The following is a 22815-nucleotide window of genomic DNA, read 5'->3' on the forward strand; positions in this document are numbered from 1 at the left end:
GAAGGCAGGACCAGCCGCACCCGGCCCCGCCAACTTCTCTCTCACTCAAACAATTACTTTTTTCCTTACACAAAAAGTTCTTTCTCCAGCGCAATTGCTTTCGGAAAGAGAATGTTGTTTTCCAGGTGAATGTGGTTGAAAAGGTCGTCCTCGAACTCCTGAAGTTTGGAAAATGCTACGCGGTAAGTGGCGCAGGCATCGGCCGGTAATTCGTAGTTATTGGTCAGCGTCCGGATGGCTTCCATGGAGCTGCCGGCGGCTTCGTGTTCCATTTCCATCATGTTGATCGGGCTCTGAATGGTGCCAAAAGCCGGACGATCCATAGGGGTGCCGTTCTTTTTCGCTTCTTCCAGTTGCTTAATATAAGGGAACAGGATGCGCTCTTCTTTCGGCATGTGCGAAGTTAATTCCGCCGCTACGGCTGCAAAGTGTTTGGCAACTTCCAGCAATTCCGGGTGGCGGCCACCGTGCACGCGGGCAATTTTAGTAGTGTATTCGGTTAAGGCCGGGATGCTTTCCACTACGTAGGCGTGGTGCTTGTTTACGATGTAATCGCCTAAGAAGCCCAGGCCCCAATTGTCGTAATTTTCGGTTTTAGCAGCCGGCGTATCGGTAAAGGCGTTCAGTTCGCGTTCTACTTTATCGGCATCAATGCCTTTTTCTTCGCAGGCCGTGCGTACCGATTTTTTACCGCCGCAGCAGAAATCCAGACCATATTTTTTGAACACCTGAGCCTTGCGGTAATCTTTCGCAACCAGTTCGCCAATGGTTTCGCCTTCTTCGGCCGTATTTTTCGTGATGCGCACTTCCCAGATCTCCGGGCCTTGCTCCAGGTATTCCCATTTGAAAATATTGCCGCGTTCGCCCAGTAACTGGTAATAAACCGGTTTCGGGTCGTGGTCGTTGTGAATGATCAGGCTTTCGCCGCCCTGCAACTCGTCGAAACGCGCAAAAATAGTAGGGTGCTTCATGCGCGGTTCTAGGATGGTTACATCAATAAAGACTTCGGTAGTTTCCATAATTTAAATGGGTTTTATGATGAATGTTCTTTGGTTTCAGAATAAAAGATGTTTTTGTCTTTTATTATTCGTCAGGTTTTTAAATCTCCGTTTTGCTTGCGGAGTCCGCTATTGCTTCAGCCTGACAATACAAATGTAACGGGTGAAAATGCGCTGCAGAATGACCTGCATCAAACTGAAAAGTGATAGATGTCAGCGGAAAAAATATATTTTCTGATATGGCGGTGGGGGCTGTGGATTTCTTTTTTGGAAGAAGATTTTACCTTTCAGCAGTGGTTTAAAATTCTTGTAGCGTAGGGTTTAAACCCTACGCTACAAGAATTTTAAAAAATGAATTGCCCTTAGCTTCAGCCAAACTTACTTTATATGTTCAAGAATTTCTGGTTAGGCTAAAACCAAATAATTATCCCTGATCCCCTGCCTGAAGGCAGGGGCAATTGAATCGCACAAACTCTCCCGAAAAAGCCGGCTCAAAAAACCTACGCTTTTTACCTCCAAAACTTCAGCATTTCAGAAAATTAAAACCTGAAAGGACTACAAAAATTCAAATCAAAATATCCATTGCCGTTGACTTCAGTCAACGGCCAAATAACTACCTATGAAAAAAGAGCCTACCTCCAACACCAAAGGCCTGCCGATCAGGCGCTATTTCACCACAGCCCAAAATTCAAATCCCTACGACCATTTCAAATTCAGCTTCCGCTCTTCTGCCATTAAAAACCCCAACGGCGAAGCAGTTTTCGAAATGAATAACGTGGAAGTGCCGGTAACCTGGTCGCAAATTGCTACCGATATTCTGGCGCAGAAATATTTCCGGAAAACCGGCGTACCGCAACCCGATGGCACGTCTGGCGGCGAAACTTCCGTAAAACAAGTCGTACACCGGTTAGCAGCCTGCTGGCAGGATTGGGGCCAACGCTATGGTTATTTTGCTTCGGAAGAGGCGGCACAAACGTTTTACGACGAAGTGGTTTTCATGCTGCTGGGCCAATATGCCGCGCCGAATTCGCCGCAATGGTTCAACACCGGTTTGTACCACAGCTACGGCATTAAAGGCGATTCGCAGGGGCATTTTTATGTAGATCCTGAAACCGGAAAACTGAAAGAATCGGAATCGGCTTATGAACGACCACAGCCGCATGCCTGCTTTATTTTATCGGTGAAAGACGACCTAGTAAATGAAGGCGGTATCATGGATCTGTTCGTGCGCGAAGCCCGCATTTTTAAATACGGCTCCGGTGTAGGCACCAATTATTCCTCCATTCGCGGCGGCATCGAAAAACTTTCCGGCGGCGGGCATTCTTCGGGCTTGATGTCCTTTCTGAAAGTAGGGGACCGGGCTGCCGGGGCCATAAAATCGGGCGGAACCACGCGGCGCGCGGCCAAAATGGTAAGCCTCGATCTGGACCATCCGGAAATTGAAGATTTCATTAACTGGAAAGTAGAGGAGGAGAAGAAAGTAGCTGCCTTGATTGCCGCCGGATATGCTTCCGATTACGAAGGCGAAGCCTACCGCACCGTTTCCGGCCAGAATTCCAACAACTCCGTGCGTGTACCCGACAGTTTTTTTTCCGCTTTGGCTACCGATTCGGATTGGGAGCTGAAAGCCCGCACCGACGGCCACACTGTAAAGAAAGTGCCCGCCCAAAAACTCTGGAACGAAATAAATGAAGCCGCCTGGCATTGCGCCGACCCCGGTCTGCAGTTCGACACTACTATTAATGACTGGCACACGTGTCCGGAAGGTGGCCGCATAAAAGGCTCTAATCCTTGCTCCGAATACATGTTTTTAGACGATACAGCCTGCAATTTAGCGTCGCTGAATCTGCTGAAATTCTACAATCCCGAAACCGGAATTTTCGACACCGAAGCCTTTGAACACGCCTGCCGCCTTTGGACCATCGTGCTGGAAATTTCGGTTTTAATGGCGCAGTTTCCGGCTAAAGATGTTGCGCAATTATCTTACGATTACCGAACCATTGGTTTGGGGTACGCCAATTTAGGCGCCCTGCTCATGGTTTCAGGCTTGCCTTACGATTCCGAAAAATCCAGAAATATAGCTGCTGCAATTACCGCTATCATGACCGGATCGGCCTACAAAACTTCCGCGGAAATGGCTTCCGTATTAGGTCCGTTTGCGAAGTTTTCGGAAAATAGAAACGCCATGCTGGGGGTCATCAAAAACCACCGGGCGGCGGCATATGAAAACCTGGAGTTTGTTAACCTTTCCATAAAACCACAAAATATCAATTCGAAAATTTGTCCGGATTATTTACTGAAGGCGGCACAAAAAAGCTGGGACGAAGCACTGGCGCTGGGAGAAGAATTCGGTTTTAGAAACGCCCAGGCTACTGTAATTGCGCCCACCGGCACCATCGGTCTGCTTATGGATTGCGACACCACCGGTGTAGAACCCGATTTTGCCCTGGTGAAATTCAAGAAACTCTCCGGCGGCGGATACTTCAAGATAATCAACCAGGCGGTGCCGGCGGCTTTGCAGAAATTAGGGTATTCCGAAGCGGAAATTCAAGGAATTATTACCTATGCCAAGGGAAGCGGAAGTCTGAAAAAGGCGCCGTATCTAAATCCGGAATTCCTGACTGAAAAAGGCTTAACCGAAGTAGAAGTTCAGCAGATTGAAAATTCCTTAAGCACGGCCTTCGACATCCGGTTTGCGTTTACGAAGTTCGTTTTAGGCGGAGCAATTTTTGATCGTTTGGGCATACCGTTTGAGCAACATTCCAGACCAGATTTCGATTTACTTAACTACTGGAAGCTAACGCCCAAACAAGTAAACGAAGCAAACGCATATCTAGCCGGCACCATGACCCTGGAAGGCGCACCTTTCCTGAAACCGGAGCATTACGCCGTGTTCGATTGTGCCAACCGTTGCGGCGAAAATGGTATGCGTTATATCAAACCGATGGGGCATTTGCAGATGATGGCCGCCGTCCAACCTTTCATTTCCGGCGCTATTTCCAAAACGGTAAACCTGCCCCACGAAACTACGGTGGAAGAAGTAGCTGATATTAACCGCAAAGCCTGGGAGTTAGGTCTGAAAGCCTGCGCTTTGTACCGCGACGGCAGCAAACTTTCACAGCCGCTTATGCAGCAGAAAAAGGAAGCTGAGGACGAAGAAAATCCGGAAAAAGCTACGGTTTTTGCCCCCGAAACTGCCGCACCCGATGCCCCGAAAATGCTGACCGAAGAACAGGTACTGGAAGCTGCGATGGCCATTATTGCCGAATCGAAAGATACCAAATTCAAGCGGGCTTTATCAGAGATCGTAAAGCGCAAACGCCTGCCCGACAAACGCAACGGTTTCACCCAGAAAGCTAAAATAGACGGCCATACCATTTACATCCGGACTGGCGAATATTCCGATGGTACCCTTGGGGAGATTTTTATCGACATGTACAAAGAAGGAGCGTCGTTCCGGAGCTTGCTAAACTGCTTTGCCATTTCGTTGTCGCTCGGCTTGCAATACGGCGTGCCCTTAGATGAATTCGTGAGCCGTTTCACCTTCACCCGTTTCGAACCGGCCGGCCGTGTAGAGCACCCCAACATCAAGCAAGCCACTTCCATTTTCGATTACATTTTCCGCTTGCTCGCTTTTGAATACTTGGAGCGCCACGATCTGGTACACGTAAAACCGGAAGAGTTGCCCGAAGAAGCGCCGCAACAATCCGTTGAAAAGGAAATAGCTTACGCTCCTGTTGGAGATGCCTCCGGAGCCAACGGCAAGCCGGTAATTCTGGAGAAAAAGCAAACGTTTATGTTCGAACAAACCCAGCAGGTATTAGCCAGCATGATGGGCGATGCGCCGGCTTGCCCGACTTGTGGGCATATTACCATTCGCTCCGGTACCTGCTATAAGTGTTTGAATTGCGGCAGTAGTTTGGGGTGTAGTTAGGAAGTGAGCTACATTGAAAGCAAAACAGGTAGCGCAGGGTTTAAACCCTTCGCTACCTGTTTTTTATTGTCCTCCTGAGCGAGAGCGAAGGACCTCGTCGGCTGAAAGAAAAAGGTAAACTATGAAGTTGAATGGACTTTTCGCGATAGAACGGCAGTGCAACTCGCCAACAAGGTCCTTCGCTCGCGCTCAGGAGGACAGCTTTTAAGCTAGCTTTTTCTTGAAGGAATTGCTAATAATGAATAATCCTAACCCAACCGGCAACCCCACACTCAACCCAAACATCAACCAATCATAATTCGGGATCATTCCCAGCTTTGCCCAAAAAAATATTCCCTGGAAAAACAACAATCCTTCCGTTAAAATAAATGCCAGCAAAAACACCACCAACCCAATTTTGGCAATTCGGTTCTTCAACGAGATCCAGCGCATTTGCAGAAACCAGCCAAACAAAAATAAACTAATAAACCCAATAAGAACCAGGTGCAGATACCCGATAATTAAATGCCGTAACTTATAGGTCAGTTCTGCAAAATAGGGGATGGCCGAAACAACCTGCATCAGAATTTTTAAGGCGAAAGCAGTAAAGGAAAGCAATAATAAACTTCGGCTCCAAGCATTTAATTTTGCATAAAGTTGAGGCCAAAACGCTAAAGAAACCCGCCCGAAAATTAACAGCGCTACAACCTGCACCAAAGCGGAAAAACCGGCGATGACGTAAACCAATGAATCGGGCCTGGTCCAGAGCACGGAAAGGAGGTAGGCCGGCAGACATGCCCAGAAAAACAACCGGAAAAATAAGGTTGCTTTTTGGCGGTTGAAAGGGATATGGTAGTGTTCTAAAAGCCAGAAAAACAAACCCAGCGCCGCAAAACTAAACCAACCGTTGTACTGGAAATGCAGGTAAAAATAAATGGCGTTGTAGTAGACGTTAGTAAAGCTGTTTCCGGAAGCCATGATCGGACCCATCGCCCAAGGGCCTAAACTGGAAAGCCCCAGAAAAAACAGGGCGGCTTTAAAGAATTTGAAAGAGAAGGCATGTTGGGTTTTTACCAGTTCTGAGTGTTTGCAATCTTTCAGTAACTGGTAAATAAAGGCGTAACTGAAAAGTATGTGCAGCGTGGAGAACGTAATTGAAAACAACGCATAACCCTGCATCGGAAAGCTGATCAGCATTCCTAAAACCGAAGCCTGCGCGAGCCAGAAGAGCCAACTGTAGATCTTTTTCCGGTACAGATTTTCCGGTAAATACGAAGGCAAAAAGGCTATGAAAAATGCAGAAAAAAGCCAGCCCAATAAGGCTACGTGGCTGTGCGCATGAAGAAAGTATTTGAAATTTACGCCCTCTTTAGGGTGTACAAATTGCCAGCGCAAAAACAAACCCAGCAAGGCTACCACCAGTAAATTCAGGAATGCAATTTTAAGCCAGGCAAGTTTCAAAATAATTTTTGTTTGTCTAATGTAGAGACGTAATTTATTACGTCTCCCACAATATTACATCTCCACAGGTATTACGTCTCTAGGGAAATTACGATTCCTATAGGATTGGCCTTTGTTGTTTCCTTGAAAACCCCGGGATTGGAATTAATCTCTGTGCATCGAATGGAGACTTAATAAATTACGTCTCTACAGCACTATTCAAAAAACGTCTGGTAAACGCCTAAGCGATCCTGAAGCCGTAATTGCGCGGCAGTAGAAGCAGCAACGTCATCACCCTGCAGAATCTGAACGTCTTTCATGATCGGCGTCAGGAAAGTATGCAGCTCGTCGTGGGCCGGACCGGTCATGGTGCATTGCCGGAAAATGGTGTTTAGTTCGCCGTTCAGGGTTTTTCCTAATTCCTGAAAGGCTACCACGTCGCCGGCGGTTTTACCGGTATCGAACGTTTCCAGGAGTAGTTGCATGCTTTCAATGCTGGCAGTAGTGGCTTCGTCGGCGCGCCATTTCTGGTTATTCGGGTCCAGTTTCAAATCGGAAGCTACAGCGGCATCCAGAATATTGGTGGTCGGGATGCGGTCAGCTTCGCTGGTGCAGGAATACGTAAGGCCTACGAGCAAAAGTAGAATAAATAACTGTTTCATAGCTTTGGTTTAATTTACGGGTTTAGACCGGCAAAGCGCTTCCTTCATCAGGTGAAGCAGGTCGCGCTGCAGGGCTTCGCTTTTATCTCTTGCGTACCAAATGGCCAGTTGCTGGTGCAATTCTTCTTTATCGGCGTAGGGGTTTTCAGTTTTAAATGCCTTTACTTTTTGCTGAATGGCTGTTGGTCGCGGGCCCCAGGTAAAAAGCGGTTCGCCGGTTTCTGCATCCTGGCAGATCAGTTTCGGAATGGCGCGGCCGCCGTTGGTCAGGTACAGATCCATTAGTTCCGGATTTTCGTCTCGCAGCAATATGGTAAGTTCAATGTTAGCGGAAGCGGTGGCAATTTCAGCAATGGCCGGCACCAGTTGGGCGCCATCGCCGCACCAGCTTTCGGTAATTAAAAGCCAGTCCCATTTTGCCGGAATTTGCTGCAGGGTTTCCCGAAGTTCGGGCAGCAAGGCAAAGGTTTTGTGCACCCGTTTGGTGCGTTGCGCATTCAGTTTGGTGAAGGCAATTTTCTCTTCGGTTTGCTCCGGTCCGGTAGTTTGGCCGGCAGCTACCAGCGCTTCTATTAATATGGAATACAGATTATAGGTAAGCGGATTTACCAAAGTAGGGGCCGTTTCGAAAGTTGTACTCATGAGTCAGGTATTTTATGCAAGTTTAATTTAATGCACTGGCTATAAGAATGATCCTGATCAGTAAAAAAGATGCATTTGTCTTCCTTTCAGGAAGGTACCTTTAGAAAAGGGTGGAAGTGATTGAAGTCATTATTTAGGTTGATAACCATCATAGATGCGGCAGGGAATCAACTCTAATTTCGGGCCGAAGATGTTCCCTGTTTTGCGGCCGTTTCCTCTTACGCTTCCTGCCTATGTCCGAACGCACTTTTACCCGCTACCGCCTTATTTATACCTTGCTGAGTATCGCCTTCGTGGTGTTTTCGGGCTTTGTATATACGCAGGCCGTTCCGGAAAATAATAAGGTTGTAAGCTCAAAAGCGGTACAGGGAAAAATGCTCTGGCAACAACACAATTGCAGTTCCTGCCATCAGCTTTACGGTTTGGGCGGCTATCTCGGACCCGACCTTACCAATACCCTTTCCTCTAAAGGAAAAGGCCGGGATTATGCCGCTGCCATTATGAAAAGCGGTACCCAGGTTATGCCTGATTTCCACTTGAACGATGCCGAAATTGAAGCGCTGCTGGCCTTTCTGGAGCACGCCGATAAAAGCGGCAACAACCGCGTGCACAGTTATAAAATTGGCCGGGATGGTACCATAACTTCGGAAGGAGAAACCCGGAAATGAAACGAAACCCGGCCACTATTTTTATTGCCACAGCTTTAGCGGTTTTGCTGCTGGGTATGTTCTTCGGCATGCTGGCGGCGGCGCAATACGTGTTGCCCGGTTTTCTGAAAGAAGCATTGCCTTTTACCAAGCTCCGGCCCCTGCACGTTTCCATGGTGGTTTTCTGGTTGTTGCTCGGGGCTTCGGGCTGCGTATATTATTTTTTAGGGGCTGAAAAACTGCTGAAACGCCGCATCCGCAAATGGATATTCCTGCATTACGGGTTGGTTTGTTTCGTAGCCATTGGCAGCGCCGTCGCTTATTTTACGGGTAACTTTGGCGGACGCGAATACTGGGAATTTCCGCCGTATTTAGCCATTCCGTTGGTGCTGGCCTGGTTCGTTTTTCTGGGCGTTTTCTGGCGGTCGGTATCCGGGAAAGTAAAACGCTGGCCGGTTTATTACTGGATGTGGCTTACCGGAATCGTGTTTTTTATTCTTTCCCTGGCCGAATCGTATTTGTGGCTGCTGCCTTATTTCGGCAGCGACCTGGTGCGCGACATGGCCGTGCAATGGAAAAGCTACGGCGCGATTGTAGGTTCCTGGAACCAGCTCATTTACGGCGCGGCCTTTTTTTTAATGGCCAAAATTAGCGGCGACAACAGCTTTGCTTTTTCGCGCAAAACCTTCTTTTTCTGGTTCCTGGGTTTAACCAATCTTATGTTCAACTGGGGCCACCACATTTACGCGCTGCCGGTTTCGCCTTTCATCAAGCACACGGCTTACCTTATTAGTATGACGGAGCTTTTGATCTTCGGAAAGATTCTCTGGGAGTGGAAACACAGCGTAAGTGAAATGCGGCAGTATTTCTACCGGATTCCCTATCGTTTTTTAGTTGCCGCAGATGTTTGGGTTTTTCTGAATTTAGGTGTAGCGATTTTAATGTCCATACCGGCCCTGAACCTGCACACGCACGGCACGCACGTTACGGTAGCGCACGCCATGGGAACCACCATCGGCATTAACTCCATGATCCTGCTTGCCCTGGCATACTACATTTTCGGTCAGGTTTTCGGTCCGCTTTCTGGGAAAGGTTTAACCAAAGCGAAGTTCGGGTATTGGCTGAGCAACGGCAGTCTGCTGGTTTTCTGGCTGGCCTTAATGGGCGCGGGTTTAACCAATGCCTGGTTCCAATGGTATGAACCGGACATGCCGCACGCCCTTTTAATGCAGCAACTGGTACCGTTTTTTGCTGTTTTCGTCCTTGCCGGAATTTTCCTTTTTATCGGTTTCGCGCTGGTTGTTTTCCCGCTGCTGCAACAATTCATTTCCGGTAAAAAAACGCCGGCAGATCCTTCCATTATTTTACCAACTGAAATTTCAGAAACATCTAAAAAGAAAGAATATGCAAACGAATACGCTTAATTCTAAAAGTGCCGCCCAACCCGATTTTAACAATCTGGTAAATGCCTTTGCGCATAAATCCGATAACGAACTCCGGCTGGCTTACTGGCTTTTTAAGGTCGTGAATATTCCGGCGCTCATGAAGTTTTCTACCACCGCTGCCAGGTGGAGCCTGAATTTCGGGTTGCCGGTTAAAAGTCTTTTGAAAGGCACCATTTACCGGCATTTTTGCGGCGGCGAAACCGTGAAAGAAGCCTTGCACGTAGTAGACAAACTGCACGATTTTCAGGTAAGCACGGTGCTCGATTACGCTGCCGAAGCCGAAGTGACCGAAGAAGGTTTTGAGTACGTAAAAAACCAGATCCTGAATAATATTTCGCTCGCTAAAAAGAACCCCGGCATTGGCTACATCAGCGTGAAAATGACTGGATTGGGCAACCCCGATATCTTCGAAAAAGTAACTTTAGGAAGGAAGCTTTCGGAGGCAGAAGATTTCTCCATGGAACGCACCTTTTACCGCCTGCACGAGATCTGCAAACGCGCTTCCGAAGCCGGCATCAGTCTGTACATCGACGCCGAAGAAAGCTGGATCCAGAAACCGATCGACGACATGGCCGAGAAAATGATGCGCATGTACAACCAGCAACGCACCGTGGTTTTCAATACGCTGCAAATGTACCGCACCGACCGCCTGGCATATCTCAAAGATCTCATTCACCGCATGGAAGACCGGCCGGGTTTATTAGGAATTAAACTGGTGCGGGGTGCTTACTGGGAAAAAGAACGGGAACGCGCCGCGCAAAACGGTCAGTCCTCGCCGGTTTTCGATACCAAGGAAGGTACTGATAAAAGCTTCGACGATGCTATTTTGCTTTGCCTTCGCCACCTGCCCAAAGTGCACCTGTGCATTGCCACGCACAACCAGAAAAGCACCGAACTGCTGGTAAACGAAATAAACAATAGCAACATCCGCTTTCACCATAAAGTGCTGCACTTTTCGCAACTCTACGGCATGAGCGATAACCTGACGTTTGCCTTGGCGAAAGCCGGTTTTTCCGCCTCCAAATATTTACCCTACGGCGAAGTGAAAAAAGCCATGCCTTACCTCATGCGCCGCGCCGAAGAGAACACCGCTATCGCCGGACAAATGAGCCGCGAACTGAACCTGCTGGAAGCCGAAATGAAGCGGAGGAATTTATAAAAATGCTTGGGTTTCGGGCCAGAAAAGGCAAAGCGGCATGCGAGTAAACCATTGCCGTCAGCTAAAGCAGACGGCAATGAAAGCTATAAATAAAGCCATGAGGTAAGCAGTTTTCATGCATGAGACTATAGTGTTTTTTGGCTACGGAAGCTCAATTCATTAATCCTTCTTAGGACAGGATCGTTTTATTCTAGTGGATTCTCCCCTTGAGGACAAGCCAAAACGGGAGTTTTGAGCTTGCGAGCGTAGCTCACAGAGGGGTGTTTACACCTGCTGATTTTTATCAAATAACGTGTTAACACCCCTATGTATGCTCAAGGGGATAGTCATTGGCCAGAATGAAACAGCCTTGATTCCTTGGAGAGTTTCTGGAGCAAAATGTGCGGAAAAGCTTAAGCAGTAGTCAGGTTTTCTGCCTGAAAAATATGGTGTTTTGCTGTTGCGTTTCCGGTTAAAATTGTCTGAATTGTTCTACTTAAAACCCGGTTTTAATCATTCCGGGTTTACGCTTTTGTTTTCAATCTTTAACGAAAAAAGCATGAAAGCTAACTTAAACCTTTTCCAAAAACTGGTTATAATAATTGGTTTGCTCTTTCTGGGCCTGAATTCCTGTAAAGATAAGGCAACGGAGAAAGATCCTGAACCAGCTCTGCCGACGGAAAACGGAAAGATCTACGTGGCTAACGAACACGCCGGCAGTATTTCGGTGATCGATGCGGCTACCAATAAAGTCCGGAAAACCATCAATATCAATCCGGGAACTTCTACGGAGCTGATGGCGCATAACGTGCAGGTGGCCCCGGACGGCAGAACCGTTTGGGTAACCGGCGTACCCATGGACCACACTACCGACGAAAAACTGGTGATAATTGATGCGTTGGCCGATACCGTAATTTACCGTAAAACCATGCCTATGCACCTGCACATGGCGCATGTGGTTTTAGATCCGGAATCGAAGTTTGCCTACGTTACCGCTACCGATGCCGGGTTAGTGTTGCAGGTAAACGCGCAAACGTATCATACCTCCAAGGTGTATTCACTTCCGGCAACGCATCAACCGCACGGGCTTCGCTACCACAAAGGCAAACTTTATGTCGCGAACATGGAAGGCAAAAGCATTTCGGAGATCGATGTGGTTTCTGGACAGGTTACGGAGATTCCGGTTGGAGGTATGGCTGTTCAAACTGCCGTTTCGCCGGATGGAAAATACATTTTTGCCTCGCTTTTCGATACCAAAGAAGTAGTACGCTATAGTCTGCAAACGCAAGCCTTAACCCGCATTCCCTTGCCGTCAACCGCGCAAGGTCCCATCCAGCTTTACCCAACTCCCGACAGCAAAAAGCTCTTCGTCTGTGACCAGGGCGTGTTACTGAACCGGCCGGCTTCCGATAAAGTTTTCGTGCTCGACATTGAAAAAGCAACCATTACCAATATCATAAAAGTAGGTCAGGCGGCGCACGGCGTAGTAGTTAGTAAAAGCGGAAAAACGGCCTATGCTACCAATACCAACAGCAACACCGTTTCGGTAATCGATGTAAATTCGGAAAAAGTGATTGCTATCGTACCGGTGGGTTTTACGCCAAACGGTATCAGTTTCTGGTTTGAAACCGGCGGCATGCCGTAGCGAATAATCACAAACTTTCCTGGACCCCTTTTTTTAATATTGCGCAAGCGTTCGCCTTATCTTGCCCCATAGCTTTTCTGCAACAACCCTTTCAACACGCATATCTGATAAAGTCCCCCTTTGGAGGGGGTAGGGGGAGGACAGGAGAATTATCTGATTGTTAGAGAAGATCAAATACTGTAAATATCCTCACCTTGCCCCTTCAAAGGGCAGGGCCATTTCATTCTACAAAACTTTCCCCTTCAGGTGAGCCGGAGGGGTGTAAACTACCAGTTGATTCTTGCAGAAACAGCCCTTTTGAGGCTATCACCTCACTGAAGGTGAAGACTTCAGGCTATTTGTAGGTTCAAGTTTGAGCGAAGCGGTAACTTGAACCAGCATTTTTGAGAATGAAACAGCCCTGCCTCCAAAGGGGGACTTTAAATTACCTGGCTGCAGCTTTTCCATAATTATCATTTTTTTTCAGAAGGGATTTGGGCAGAATAAGGGGTACGCTTGTGTTTGCTCTTTTATAGTTCAGGTCCTGGTGTAAGCATAAGACAATGTTGGCGCTATATTTTTCTGAAATTTAATTTTTATAGAATCCAGTAGGTAAAATTCGGTATTATTTGAAGTCTTATCAACAAAACAACCTGCTTCCAAAGTGTTTAAACTACGGAAGCAGGCTGATCTGATTTTAGCTGTTCTGTTTTCTGTGACCAGCAAAGGGTACACTGCTAGAACATATACGTTAAGTGAGTCATCCAGCGGTTACCGGTTTCCACAAATCCTTCAGATAGGTGCTGAGATATTGGTTTCTGGAACGTGAATCCGGTCGAAAGTTTCTTGAAGTAAGCTTCGGTGCCCAGGTTCAGAAAATTTGCGTAGCCGCCGCTTTCTTTTAGAGTGCTGCCGTAGTGCGTGTCTTTGGCGGTTCTTTCGGTGCTGATACCGGCATTCGGCATCAGTGCGCTTTCCTTGATTTTTAGCACCGAAAACAGTCGCGAAGAAGCTACCAGCTTGTTTCCGAACCGGAATTCATCCTGGTTGGCCGTATTGTATTTGCAGGAAATATCTGAGTTCAGGCCGATCTGGTTATAGCGGATCGTGTAAATGGCGTTGGCCACAAAATCGTAACTACCGGAGCCCAGCTGCAGGTTGGGGTTGAGCGTGTTTCCTTCGGTCTGCCTGTTGTATTTACCAGTTGCCAGTTTCACGCCGCCGCCTAAAAGTAAGTTATGCTTTACGTTCTCGTACAGGCTGTCTGTGTTGTTTATCAGGTTGTAATTGGCCAGAATCAGCGCATCGCCTAATCCGTGTACATTGGTAGTGGTTTTCTCTATTGTTTGCTCGTTGAAGTTGTAAGGCAAAATGGCAAACACCTGGATCTTTTTGGTAGGGTAAAAGCGCCCCCAGAATTCCGTGGTCCGGAATGTTTCACTGGTTTTAAGATCGTGATGCGGCGTGCTATGGTCGGTTTTATACTGGTAGCGGATACCAGCAAAATTCCTGGCTTGTTGCGGCAGAATTCCGAACTGGTAGCTGCCTACGCCGCACCCACAAGCATCACAGGCACGAACTTCCGGCGCTTGCAAAAAAGTTAGGCCAAGTAAAAGCGGGAAAAATATTTTCTTGAACATAATGGTACGATTTAAATCAGAAAAAGAAAGACAAACGCTATGGATAAAATTGGCTTATCCAAATCAGGGCATCAGGTGAAAATTCACTTTTTTGCTGGCCTTGTTGCCGTCATGATCCAGGGTGGTAACTATTTCCAGTACCAGATCGGTGTGACCCTCTAATCCGGCTGCTTTCCATTTCTGGTTTATTTCAATGGCGGTTTTATGGTCGTGAACCGATTTAAAAAATACTTCCGCATTATCGGTTTTTTTTCGGATGGAAATAGTGTAGCCGTGTAAAGTCTGCTGGCCGGTAATGGTGCCCGTAATGTGTACCGAATCGGTAGGCATTCCCATGTAATTTTCGGAAGGAGAGGTAATGGTAATAACTGCACTATTGTGGGGCGCCGGATCGTCGTTTTTATAAGATTCGGTGCAGGAAAAAGCACCTATTAAGAACAGGCAGGAAATAAAAGAAAAGGCGGATTTATGGAATAAAGATTTCATGTCAGGTTTTATTTAAATTTGAAAGGCAATACAAGGGTACTACGGGCAGCCAAAAGGCCGTTTCGTAACGGGTTCAGGCATGATTAACCCAAACCGGAAGGATGCCAGAAAATTAAATTAAACCTGAGGGGGATGAAAAATAGAGAAGTCCGGCGAGGCGTACGCTACGGCTTTATACGTTCGTACCGGGATTTGAAATGATACGAAAATACGCTGAAAAACCGGAAAAAAGGGGAGCTGATGAAAGTATAAAATTTCATGTTGCGCCTTTAGTAGTTGCGGCAACTTTGCTTCGTGGGTAGCAGCAGCTTTTAACTCTTTTTTTAACTGACACTTTCCTTCGCAATGCAGCTGGGGCTTTGCTTTGTTTTCGCAAAGTACCGCCGCAATATAACCCCGGTTCACCTGGTAATGGAGCACCAGCAGCATTTTGCTGAGTGGCTGCACCAGGATCAGCAGCGATAACGATATGGTGATAAAAAGTTTCACGGGGTGAATTATTGATATGGTAAAGGTACAAAGCCAGAAGGTTAAAAAAGAATTACCGGAAAGCTAATTTATGAAAAGTGAAAACAATCATTTTATCTTTTGCAATTGATCAGGTTTTAGCTTTTTGCCCCATTTGCTCCTTCGTAAACCTGTCTTTTTTTTGCCGGAGTCGGTTGCGGATATTTGAAGGAAGTCGCTTTGTAAAATGCAAAAAATAGCGAAAGAAAATTGACAGGTTTCCTTTCGCTATTTGCTAACAATTAAAGTTAAGGTTTGGAATTAATGGTTACAGATCCTTCTTCACAAACTTCCGTTGCGCAATATAAATAGGCACGATCGTCCAGAGCAGCATCAATCCGAAAGCCAGGGCAATCCCGGTCCAGTTACCGAAAAAGCTTTTGTACAAGGCACCGGTATAACCCATCAGGGCGGAAACATCTACGTTCAAGAGCACCAGCACCCGGCCCAGATCAATCGGGTTAAGGGAAAGCAAGCCCAGGGTAATATTATCGAGCGGGTAATCGGCGAAGTAGAAAAGAATGAACATCACCAAGCCGTCGTAGAGCAAACTGAAATAGAACCAGAGCATTAAGGCAATGCCGATTCCTTTGGCTTTGTCGCGGGTTAAAACGGAAGAAAGAAACGCCAGCGAGGTAAAAATAAAGCTCAGGAAAACGCCGGAAGTTACCAGGTATATGGAAGTAGGACCGGGGTTAAAGATCATGGCCGGCACGCCTACGCCCACTACAAAAGCCATGGCCAGCGAAAGCGCCACGCCCAGGTATTCGCTAAGGAAAATTTTGCGGCGGTTTATGGGTTGGGAAACCAGCAATTCAATAAATTCAGTGGAGTTGTAAAAGTGAATGGTGCCAAAAATAATGCTGATGAGCGGCACGATTAACAGCACCACGTTCAGCAAACTTAAAACGGCTTTGGTGGGGTCGCTTTCCAGGTTGAATAACCCGAACGACATAAGAAATAAAAAGGCGGTGTACCCGATAACGGTGCGGCTCCGCAGGATATCGTAAAGTACGTATTTAATGATCTTGTTCATGATTTTGTGGCTTTTTAAACGGCCATCATTTTGGCAATTGCTTTTCCTAAACGGGTTTCCTGGGTAACGTCTTTAATGGATTCGATGCTTTGGTAAAAGCGGAAATTCCCGTCTACAAGGCAGAAAATATCGTCGGCCACTTCGTCTATTTCGCTCATAATGTGCGAAGAGATCAGAATAAGTTTGCCTTTGCTTTTTTCCTTCAGGATTTTCGTTTTCAGGATCTCGGAACTCAGCGGATCGAGGCCGGCGGTTGGTTCATCGAGGACCAGAATTTCCGGATCGAAAAGGCAGGCCAAAGCGGCGCTTACTTTCTGCTTGTTGCCGCCGGAAAGCGAACCCAGGCTTTTTTCGTACATGGCGGGAATGTTGTACATCCCGAACAGTTCTTCGTCCAGCGGTTTGGTGGTTTTCCGGATATCGCGCATCATCTGGAAAAGCTGGCGCACTTTCATGTTTTCCGGAAAACGGCTGATCTGCGGCATGTAGCCAATTTTATTACGGTATTCCCATTGCCGGATCACCGGCGCGCCGTCTACCAGAATGCGGCCGGAATCAGGGATTACCATGCCCAGCAGACACTTGATCATGGTGGTTTTGCCGGAACCGTTCGGGCCGATAATGGAAACGACCTGGTTGGTGTTGAACTGGGCGGAAATATTATTTAATACCTGCAGTTTGCCGTAGCTTTTTTGCAGGTTTTCAAGCGTGATCATAAGCGTGTTGTCTTAAAACCGGACTGTCGTCTTTCAGCATTTCGGGCGTAAAAGAAGGAATAACTTTTTCCATCCGGTCCATTAAATCTACTATAAAACTTCTCAGGAACATTATCGAGCTCGGCACCCGTTCCACTACCAGCGAGTACAAACTCACCGGCCGGTACGGCACATCGCCGATCCTATCTTTGTTCAGGTCGTAGCCTTCGTATTTATCCCAGTAATTATGGCTGAAATAATTACTCGCGCTGCTGGCATTCGTCGAAACGTCGAAGGTGTTGCTCATAAAATTATTAAGCCGGAAGGTATCTTCCGAACAACTCGAAATCACTCTTAAAGCCCAGCCATTTCCCTGAAACGTATTCTTTTCGATGTGCAGGTACGTGGAGCCTTCCATGTAAATGCCGGCCGTATTTTTAATGAACCGGTTATTGGAAATAGTGCTCCGGCTGATGTCTTTCAACAGCAAACCATAAGCCGCCGGACCCCAGTTGTGCTCAAACGTATTATGCTGCATTACAATGTCGCGGGTGTACATTACGGCCACGCCGGCGCCGTTATTCCGGAAAGTATTGTGGGTGTAAACATTGCCGTCGGAGAACATAAAGTGCAGACCATACCGGATATTTCCGAAGCTCAGGTTGTCTTTAATGGTGCTGCGTTTGGCAAATTCCAGGTAAATGCCATCGCGGTGGCCGCTCGTTTTATTATCGGTAATGGTAATGAAATCGGAATACCACAGGTGAATCGCATTGCCCGAAGTTGTTTCTGTGCGGGCCTGTCCTTCCACCACGTTCCGGGCCACGGTACAGCTGTCGGTGCGTTGCAGGTAAATGCCGAAGAAAGCGTTTTTGATGAGGTTATCGCTTATGGTCACGTGCGCGCCTTCGTACACTTTTATGGCCGCAAAATCGCGCAAATAACTTACCTCTACGTTGCGTAATTCAAAGCCTTTTATCAGCACGTTCCGGGTTTCTACCTGAAAAATGCCGCCTTTGTTTTTCGCATCGATCACCGGTTTCCCCACGCCGATCAGTTGCAGTGGCTTTTTAATTTCGATGTTGCTTTCCGCGTAATAGCCTGGCTGCACCAGAATCCGGTCATGGGGCTTGGCTGCTTTTACCGCCGAAGTTACCGTCTTGAAATCGCAGGTTTTGCAGACTTTAAGTTCAGCTGCTTGAGCGGATTTGGTAGTGAAAAATGCTAGGAAAAAGAGCGGGAAAAGTGTTCCGTTAACTGAAGTCAACGGCAATGGATAAAGTTGTTTTAATAATTTAAGTGAATTCATTGCCGTCTGCTTTAGCGGACGGAAGTATCTGTTAATAATCATGGTTTTTGTTCCTTCCTACTTAATGAAAAACCAGTTTTAAGCTGAAATATCCATTGCCGTCTGCTTTAGCGGACGGAATTTGGCAGCACAAGCGCCGGAAAGAAGCTGAACAGGTATGCAGCTTCTTTCTTGATCGCTATGCTTTTCAGCCAAAAAACGCTGCAGAAAATTACTGCGGTTTTTCGTTGTTTTTTACGGCCTGTACCGCTTCGTTCCAGGTTAAAATGCGGCCGCCCTGCTGCTTGTGCATTTCGGTGGCGGCCGCCCTATTCTCGAAGGCCGTCAGGAACATGCCCATGGGGCTCGGCAGGTTTTTGCTTTGCAGGAAAATGGCTTTGTCGGCGTCCAGCAGGTCTTCGGGTTTGTTGAAATTGGTAACCAGAAACATTTGCGTTTTATCCTTTTCTTCCGGCTTTTCTTCCAGGTACTGGATCAGGCATTCGGCCGAATCGAAGAACAAGGCTTTGCCGGTTTTCAGTACCAGTTCGGCGCCGTAGCGCTTATCCGAAACGGTCATCTGGCAGTGGGCGCAGTTTGCCTGCCCGTAAGCAATGGGCTGTTTTTTAACTTCGCAGCTGGTAAAAACCAACGTAAAAAACGATAGAGTCAGAAGCAAAAAAAGTGGTTTCATATGTGCGGTATGAGTTAAGTTCAGCGTTAGGTTCCGGCATTATTTTCAAGCAGCCTGAAGTTTATTGGCATACCTTTTTTTCCGGTAAATGAATTCGATGTAAACGGCAATGGCAGCTAATAGAATGGCTAAGCCAATGGCTAGACCACCGATATCCGGTAGTGATAATGCTTTAAAATTAAGCAATTGTTTTTCGCCTAAAAACGGCGGGATATAGGTCATGCCCGGTACTTTTATGGGTGCCTTCGGATCGAGGTTCGTGCCGAATTTTACCAGCCACAAATAGAAGTCTAGCAGGCCGGCAGCTCCGCCAACAATGAGCATTATAAGCCAGGTTAAAGCCAGGCTGCGTTTGTTTAAAAAGGCAACGATAATGCCCGAACCGATCAGAAAATAAACAATGTAAGGCATGTATTTCAGCTCGGCAAAAGAATCGGCGTTTATTTTTTCCATGCCGATGTAGTGGTTCAGAATGTTGAAGTTTTGGAGGGTGTATTCGGTATTTCCACCCAGTTTATTTACCCAAATGTGCATTTCCAGTCCTTCCGGGTATTGCGGGGCTTCCAAGTAAATTTTCCACATCGGGAAGAAAAACAGGAGGCTCAGGGAAAGGGCCGCCAGCAGCATCAAGACTTTAGATACATTGCTCATGGCGATATGTTTTTAAGTTTGTTTATGGCTTTTTCAATACTTGAAAGGCCGTTAAAAAATAGGAGCGGTTTTTAGGCCGCTCCGAATTTAATTTAATACATCAAGGTTGGCTTGGGGCTTTTCTTTTCTCGCCGGTAGAGAAGGCTATCGGCACGTTAGATCCTTTCGGAGAAACCCTGGCATAACCCTGCATTTCCTGGTGAAGTGCAGAACAGAAGTCGGTGCAATAGAATGGGAACACGCCGGTTTTGGTTGGTACCCATTTAAAGGTGTTCGTAGCGCCCGGCATGATCAGCAATTCTGCGTTCTGGGCACCCATTACCGCAAATCCGTGCGGTACGTCCCAGTCTTGTTCCAGGTTGGTAACGTGGAAGTACACTTCGTTGCCGACTTCAATACCTTCAATGTTGTCCGGGGTTAAGTGGCTTCGGATGGCAGTCATGTAAACATCAACCCGGTTGCCATTTTTAACCACTTTGGTGTCGGCTTCTTTTTTAGTGGCGTATGGGTGTTTGTTTGCGTCCAGCTTGTACATTTTTGCACTGTTCGGCGCAATTTTTTCGGCGGCAATCGCTTGCGCGTAGTGCGGTTCGCCAATGAGCGGGAAGTCTAAGAGCATCTTCATTTTCTCGCCGCTGATGTCGATCAGCTGACCCGCCTGGGCAAGTTCCGGACCGGTAGGTAAGTAACGGTCTTTGGTGATCTTGTTCATGGCCAGCAGGTATTTGCTGCTCGGATTTTTGGTATCGCCACCCGGAATCATTAAGTGACCAATAGAGTAGTAAACCGGAATGCGGTCTTTCACTTTAAAGTCTTTCAAACTCCATTTTACTACTTCCGAAGAAACGAACATAGAAGAGTAAGCATTGCCTTTACCGTCGAATTCAGTGTGCAACGGACCTAAGCCCGGTTCTTTCACTTCAGCCTGCAGTACAGATTCGTATTTCAGCACCGGAATGCCATTGATGTCGCCGATATAATCTTTGTTCTTGATAGCAGTCTGCATCTTAGAGAAAGAGTGCACCGGAATTACGGAAGCCAGCTTGCCAGAGATCACGATGTTCTCGCCACTCGGGTCAATATCCACGCCGTGCGGAGATTTAGGCACCGGGATCAGGTAGAGCATATCCGGGCATTCTTCCGGAAGCAGGATCTTCACCGATTTCTTCATGGTAGAAGTGGCCTGGTTCGTTTCGTGGTTCATTTTGTTGTGGGCGTAGTTGGCCGGAATTTCGCGGGCTTTGCCTTCAGCCGCGTATTTCGCGGCCAGTTTCCAGTTCACGCACAGCAGGTAATCTTTGTCGTTCTGAGAAGCGCCTACTTCTTTCAGGGTACCGGCTTTTTCGGTGTTGTAAGAAGTAAAGAAGATCCAGTCGGAAGAAGGGCCTTTACCGCCGTTTGCTAAGTCATAGTCAAAACCAGGTACCATGATCTGGAAATCCAGGTTCATATCGCCGTGATCTTTATCTACTTTCAAAAACGAAATGGTACCGCGGAATTTATCTTTGTATTCTTTCAAAGAAACGTCCTGCAGTTTGCCTTCCGGCGTAACTGGCACTGAGAAACGCGTACCCGCAACTACATATTCGTTGTTGTTGGTTGGGTAAGGCGAACAGTGGTTACCGGCTGAGTTCGGAATTTCCACGATCTCCACGGTTTCGAACGTTTTCAGGTCGATACGGGCAATGCGCGGGGTATTATTACCGTTCACGAATAACCAGCGGCCGTCGGTTGTTTCATTGGCGCGGGAAAGTTTCGGGTGGTGCAAATCGTCCCAGGGCACAAAGCCGAAAGACGTGTTCAGCATCGGTTTGGTGTTTTCGTTGTAGCCGTAGCCGTTTTCCGGGTTTTGCGAGAAAACCGGAATTACTTTCAGCAAACGGCCGGATGGTAAACCGTAAACGGCAACCTGACCGCTGAAACCGCCGGAAAGGAAAGAGTAATATTCGTCGTGCTTGCCGGGCGCTACGTAAACTGCCGAAGCAGCATCCGAAGAAAGAGCCGAGCCTGTAGCGCCACCGGTAGCTTTATTATCGGTTTTGCTGCAGCTTTGCAGGACTGGCATTGCCGCCAGTGCCGCTACGAAAGCCGCTGCCGGAAGCAATTTTTTGAAAGTGGATCTAGGGTCCATGATTTTAACTAATTATAGTTAGGAATTAAAGTTAATTGCGTTTTTATTTCGCGCCGTCGTTCTGACGCAGGTATTCCAGTAACGCGCGGGCATCTTCTTCATGAATATCCTGGTTGGTCATCTGGGTTAAATGTTCGGCCAGCAGCTTTTTAGCCTGCGGATCTTTCTGGGTCATTTCTACCGGGTTAATGATCATGTTCATGATCCATTCCGGTTTGTGACGTCCGGTTACGCCCTTCAATCCAGGGCCAACAATTTTCTGGTCGCTAAGCTGGTGACAGGCCGAACATTTCCCTTCAAAAATGGATTTGCCTTTATCAGCTAGAGCAGGATCGAATTTGGAAACGTCTACCGATTTAACCGGGCCTATTCCCAGACCATTGTCTTCTACTTCCACCGGTGCATTCGGGTCATCGGCTAATTGTACTTCCTGGTCTTCGGTTTGGGCGGTTTCCTGCTTGGAGTCTCCGCCGCAGCTTACCATAAATAAACAGCCGGCGCCAAGCAGCGCATTTCTGAACCAGGTTGGGAGCCCGGCAAGGTTAAGGTACTGTGCGGATTTGGGTGTTGTTTTTTTCATAATATTATGGTGATGGTTAATTTGTTTTCGGAAGATGCCCTTTATGTTTTGTGAACGATACAAAGTAACCCGGTGGCGGCCGGGAATTAAAAGACCTTTATCTCCTTTATATATGATAATTGTCAGTTAAAAAATAGGCGGCTAGGCACTTTCAGAAAGCTTCCGGAAACAGGGCCGGAGCAGTTGAAAGCGTTAAAAACAGCTGGAAAAAATAATTTCAGGAAAATACCTCTGTGGCAGCAGTTTGGGCCACGACAGACAGGTTGCCTGTGGGTAAGGCAGGCGTTATTTTTCCCGTTCGTGCGCTTCTTCCGCAGAATGGATCTCATCTACTTTCAGCCGGCTGGCTGAATCTTCAACGCCTTCAAGCTGGGGCGAAATTTCGGTGCCGGCCCCTTCCTGCACGCCTTCGTTGGCGTTGTTTCTGGTGCCGTTGTTTTCTGTGTCCCGTTTATTGGAACTGGTTTCACAACCGAAAATGAGGAGGCCTAAAGCCAGAAGTAAAATTCTATTCATAGTTTTAGGAAGATTTAGGGAAACTACGGTTTAATTAATTTAGGGTTTTCTTAAGTGTCTCTTTAACAGAGTGGAATGAAGT

Annotated in this window: 20 protein-coding genes; 5 read left to right on the forward strand and 15 right to left on the reverse strand. The window is 47.2% G+C overall.

The window, feature by feature from the left end; genetic code table 11:
- Nucleotides 1-65: 65 nt before the first annotated feature.
- Entirely contained in the window at nucleotides 66-1019 is a 954-nt protein-coding gene (ric, locus tag F0P94_RS17240; RefSeq protein ID WP_150905363.1) for an iron-sulfur cluster repair di-iron protein, read from the reverse strand.
- A 598-nt stretch (nucleotides 1020-1617) separates the two neighbouring features.
- On the opposite strand from ric, the gene F0P94_RS17245 reads away from it, so the two are divergent.
- Nucleotides 1618-4932, forward strand: a complete 3315-nt coding sequence (locus tag F0P94_RS17245) for a vitamin B12-dependent ribonucleotide reductase (protein WP_150905365.1) — start codon at nucleotides 1618-1620, stop codon at nucleotides 4930-4932.
- A 204-nt stretch (nucleotides 4933-5136) separates the two neighbouring features.
- On the opposite strand, the gene F0P94_RS17250 is transcribed toward F0P94_RS17245, so the two are convergent.
- The 3 genes from F0P94_RS17250 to F0P94_RS17260 all read right to left on the reverse strand — a co-directional run bounded on the left by F0P94_RS17250 (nucleotide 5137) and on the right by F0P94_RS17260 (nucleotide 7655).
- Nucleotides 5137-6372: a hypothetical protein gene (locus F0P94_RS17250; protein ID WP_150905367.1), complete on the reverse strand. Its 1236-nt coding sequence runs from the start codon at nucleotides 6370-6372 to the stop codon at nucleotides 5137-5139.
- A 194-nt stretch (nucleotides 6373-6566) separates the two neighbouring features.
- Nucleotides 6567-7013: a hypothetical protein gene (locus F0P94_RS17255; RefSeq protein ID WP_150905369.1), complete on the reverse strand. Its 447-nt coding sequence runs from the start codon at nucleotides 7011-7013 to the stop codon at nucleotides 6567-6569.
- A gap of 9 nt (nucleotides 7014-7022) precedes the next feature.
- Complete coding sequence (locus F0P94_RS17260) at nucleotides 7023-7655, reverse strand: thioredoxin family protein (RefSeq protein WP_150905371.1); 633 nt, start codon at nucleotides 7653-7655, stop codon at nucleotides 7023-7025.
- A 233-nt stretch (nucleotides 7656-7888) separates the two neighbouring features.
- Between F0P94_RS17260 and F0P94_RS17265 the strand changes: the two genes are divergently transcribed.
- The 4 genes from F0P94_RS17265 (at nucleotide 7889) to F0P94_RS17280 (ending at nucleotide 12530) form a co-directional block, all read left to right on the forward strand.
- Nucleotides 7889-8323 (forward strand): c-type cytochrome, encoded by a 435-nt coding sequence (locus F0P94_RS17265; protein WP_150905373.1) that lies wholly within the window; start codon nucleotides 7889-7891, stop codon nucleotides 8321-8323.
- Nucleotides 8320-9726, forward strand: coding sequence for a cbb3-type cytochrome c oxidase subunit I (locus F0P94_RS17270; protein WP_150905376.1), 1407 nt, complete (start codon nucleotides 8320-8322; stop codon nucleotides 9724-9726). The genes F0P94_RS17265 and F0P94_RS17270 overlap by 4 nt, the downstream gene beginning before the upstream one ends.
- Complete coding sequence (locus F0P94_RS17275; protein WP_150905378.1) at nucleotides 9707-10906, forward strand: proline dehydrogenase family protein; 1200 nt, start codon at nucleotides 9707-9709, stop codon at nucleotides 10904-10906. Before F0P94_RS17270 ends, F0P94_RS17275 begins: the two co-directional genes overlap by 20 nt.
- 538 nt (nucleotides 10907-11444) lie before the next feature.
- On the forward strand, nucleotides 11445-12530 hold the full coding sequence (locus F0P94_RS17280) for a YncE family protein (RefSeq protein WP_150905380.1): 1086 nt from the start codon (nucleotides 11445-11447) through the stop codon (nucleotides 12528-12530).
- A 716-nt stretch (nucleotides 12531-13246) separates the two neighbouring features.
- Here F0P94_RS17280 and F0P94_RS17285 read toward each other — a convergent pair.
- From F0P94_RS17285 to F0P94_RS17335, 11 genes are all read right to left on the reverse strand, one after another.
- Nucleotides 13247-14149 (reverse strand): hypothetical protein, encoded by a 903-nt coding sequence (locus tag F0P94_RS17285; RefSeq protein ID WP_150905382.1) that lies wholly within the window; start codon nucleotides 14147-14149, stop codon nucleotides 13247-13249.
- 63 nt (nucleotides 14150-14212) lie between these two features.
- The gene (locus F0P94_RS17290) at nucleotides 14213-14635 is read right to left on the reverse strand and encodes a hypothetical protein (RefSeq protein WP_150905384.1); all 423 of its coding nucleotides are present in this window, start codon (nucleotides 14633-14635) and stop codon (nucleotides 14213-14215) included.
- A 117-nt stretch (nucleotides 14636-14752) separates the two neighbouring features.
- Nucleotides 14753-15124: a hypothetical protein gene (locus F0P94_RS17295; protein WP_150905386.1), complete on the reverse strand. Its 372-nt coding sequence runs from the start codon at nucleotides 15122-15124 to the stop codon at nucleotides 14753-14755.
- 286 nt (nucleotides 15125-15410) lie between these two features.
- Nucleotides 15411-16178 carry an ABC transporter permease subunit gene (locus F0P94_RS17300; RefSeq protein WP_150905388.1) on the reverse strand — a complete coding sequence of 256 codons (768 nt, stop codon included), beginning with the start codon at nucleotides 16176-16178 and terminating at the stop codon, nucleotides 15411-15413.
- Nucleotides 16179-16192: 14 nt separating this feature from the next.
- Nucleotides 16193-16894, reverse strand: coding sequence for an ABC transporter ATP-binding protein (locus F0P94_RS17305; RefSeq protein WP_150905390.1), 702 nt, complete (start codon nucleotides 16892-16894; stop codon nucleotides 16193-16195).
- Nucleotides 16881-18140, reverse strand: coding sequence for a nitrous oxide reductase family maturation protein NosD (locus F0P94_RS17310; protein ID WP_225307265.1), 1260 nt, complete (start codon nucleotides 18138-18140; stop codon nucleotides 16881-16883). The genes F0P94_RS17305 and F0P94_RS17310 overlap by 14 nt, the downstream gene beginning before the upstream one ends.
- Nucleotides 18141-18393: 253 nt before the next feature.
- Nucleotides 18394-18855 carry a nitrous oxide reductase accessory protein NosL gene (locus F0P94_RS17315; RefSeq protein WP_150905394.1) on the reverse strand — a complete coding sequence of 154 codons (462 nt, stop codon included), beginning with the start codon at nucleotides 18853-18855 and terminating at the stop codon, nucleotides 18394-18396.
- A 45-nt stretch (nucleotides 18856-18900) separates the two neighbouring features.
- Entirely contained in the window at nucleotides 18901-19506 is a 606-nt protein-coding gene (locus tag F0P94_RS17320) for a hypothetical protein (RefSeq protein ID WP_150905396.1), read from the reverse strand.
- Nucleotides 19507-19606: 100 nt separating this feature from the next.
- Nucleotides 19607-21637, reverse strand: coding sequence for a Sec-dependent nitrous-oxide reductase (nosZ, locus tag F0P94_RS17325; protein ID WP_225307266.1), 2031 nt, complete (start codon nucleotides 21635-21637; stop codon nucleotides 19607-19609).
- Between the two features lie 43 nt (nucleotides 21638-21680).
- Nucleotides 21681-22217: a c-type cytochrome gene (locus F0P94_RS17330; RefSeq protein ID WP_150905399.1), complete on the reverse strand. Its 537-nt coding sequence runs from the start codon at nucleotides 22215-22217 to the stop codon at nucleotides 21681-21683.
- A 285-nt stretch (nucleotides 22218-22502) separates the two neighbouring features.
- Nucleotides 22503-22733, reverse strand: a complete 231-nt coding sequence (locus tag F0P94_RS17335; protein ID WP_150905401.1) for a hypothetical protein — start codon at nucleotides 22731-22733, stop codon at nucleotides 22503-22505.
- Nucleotides 22734-22815 lie beyond the last annotated feature (82 nt).

It is taken from the genome of Adhaeribacter soli, from assembly GCF_008727925.1.
GTDB classification, from domain to species: Bacteria; Bacteroidota; Bacteroidia; order Cytophagales; family Hymenobacteraceae; genus Adhaeribacter_A; species Adhaeribacter_A soli.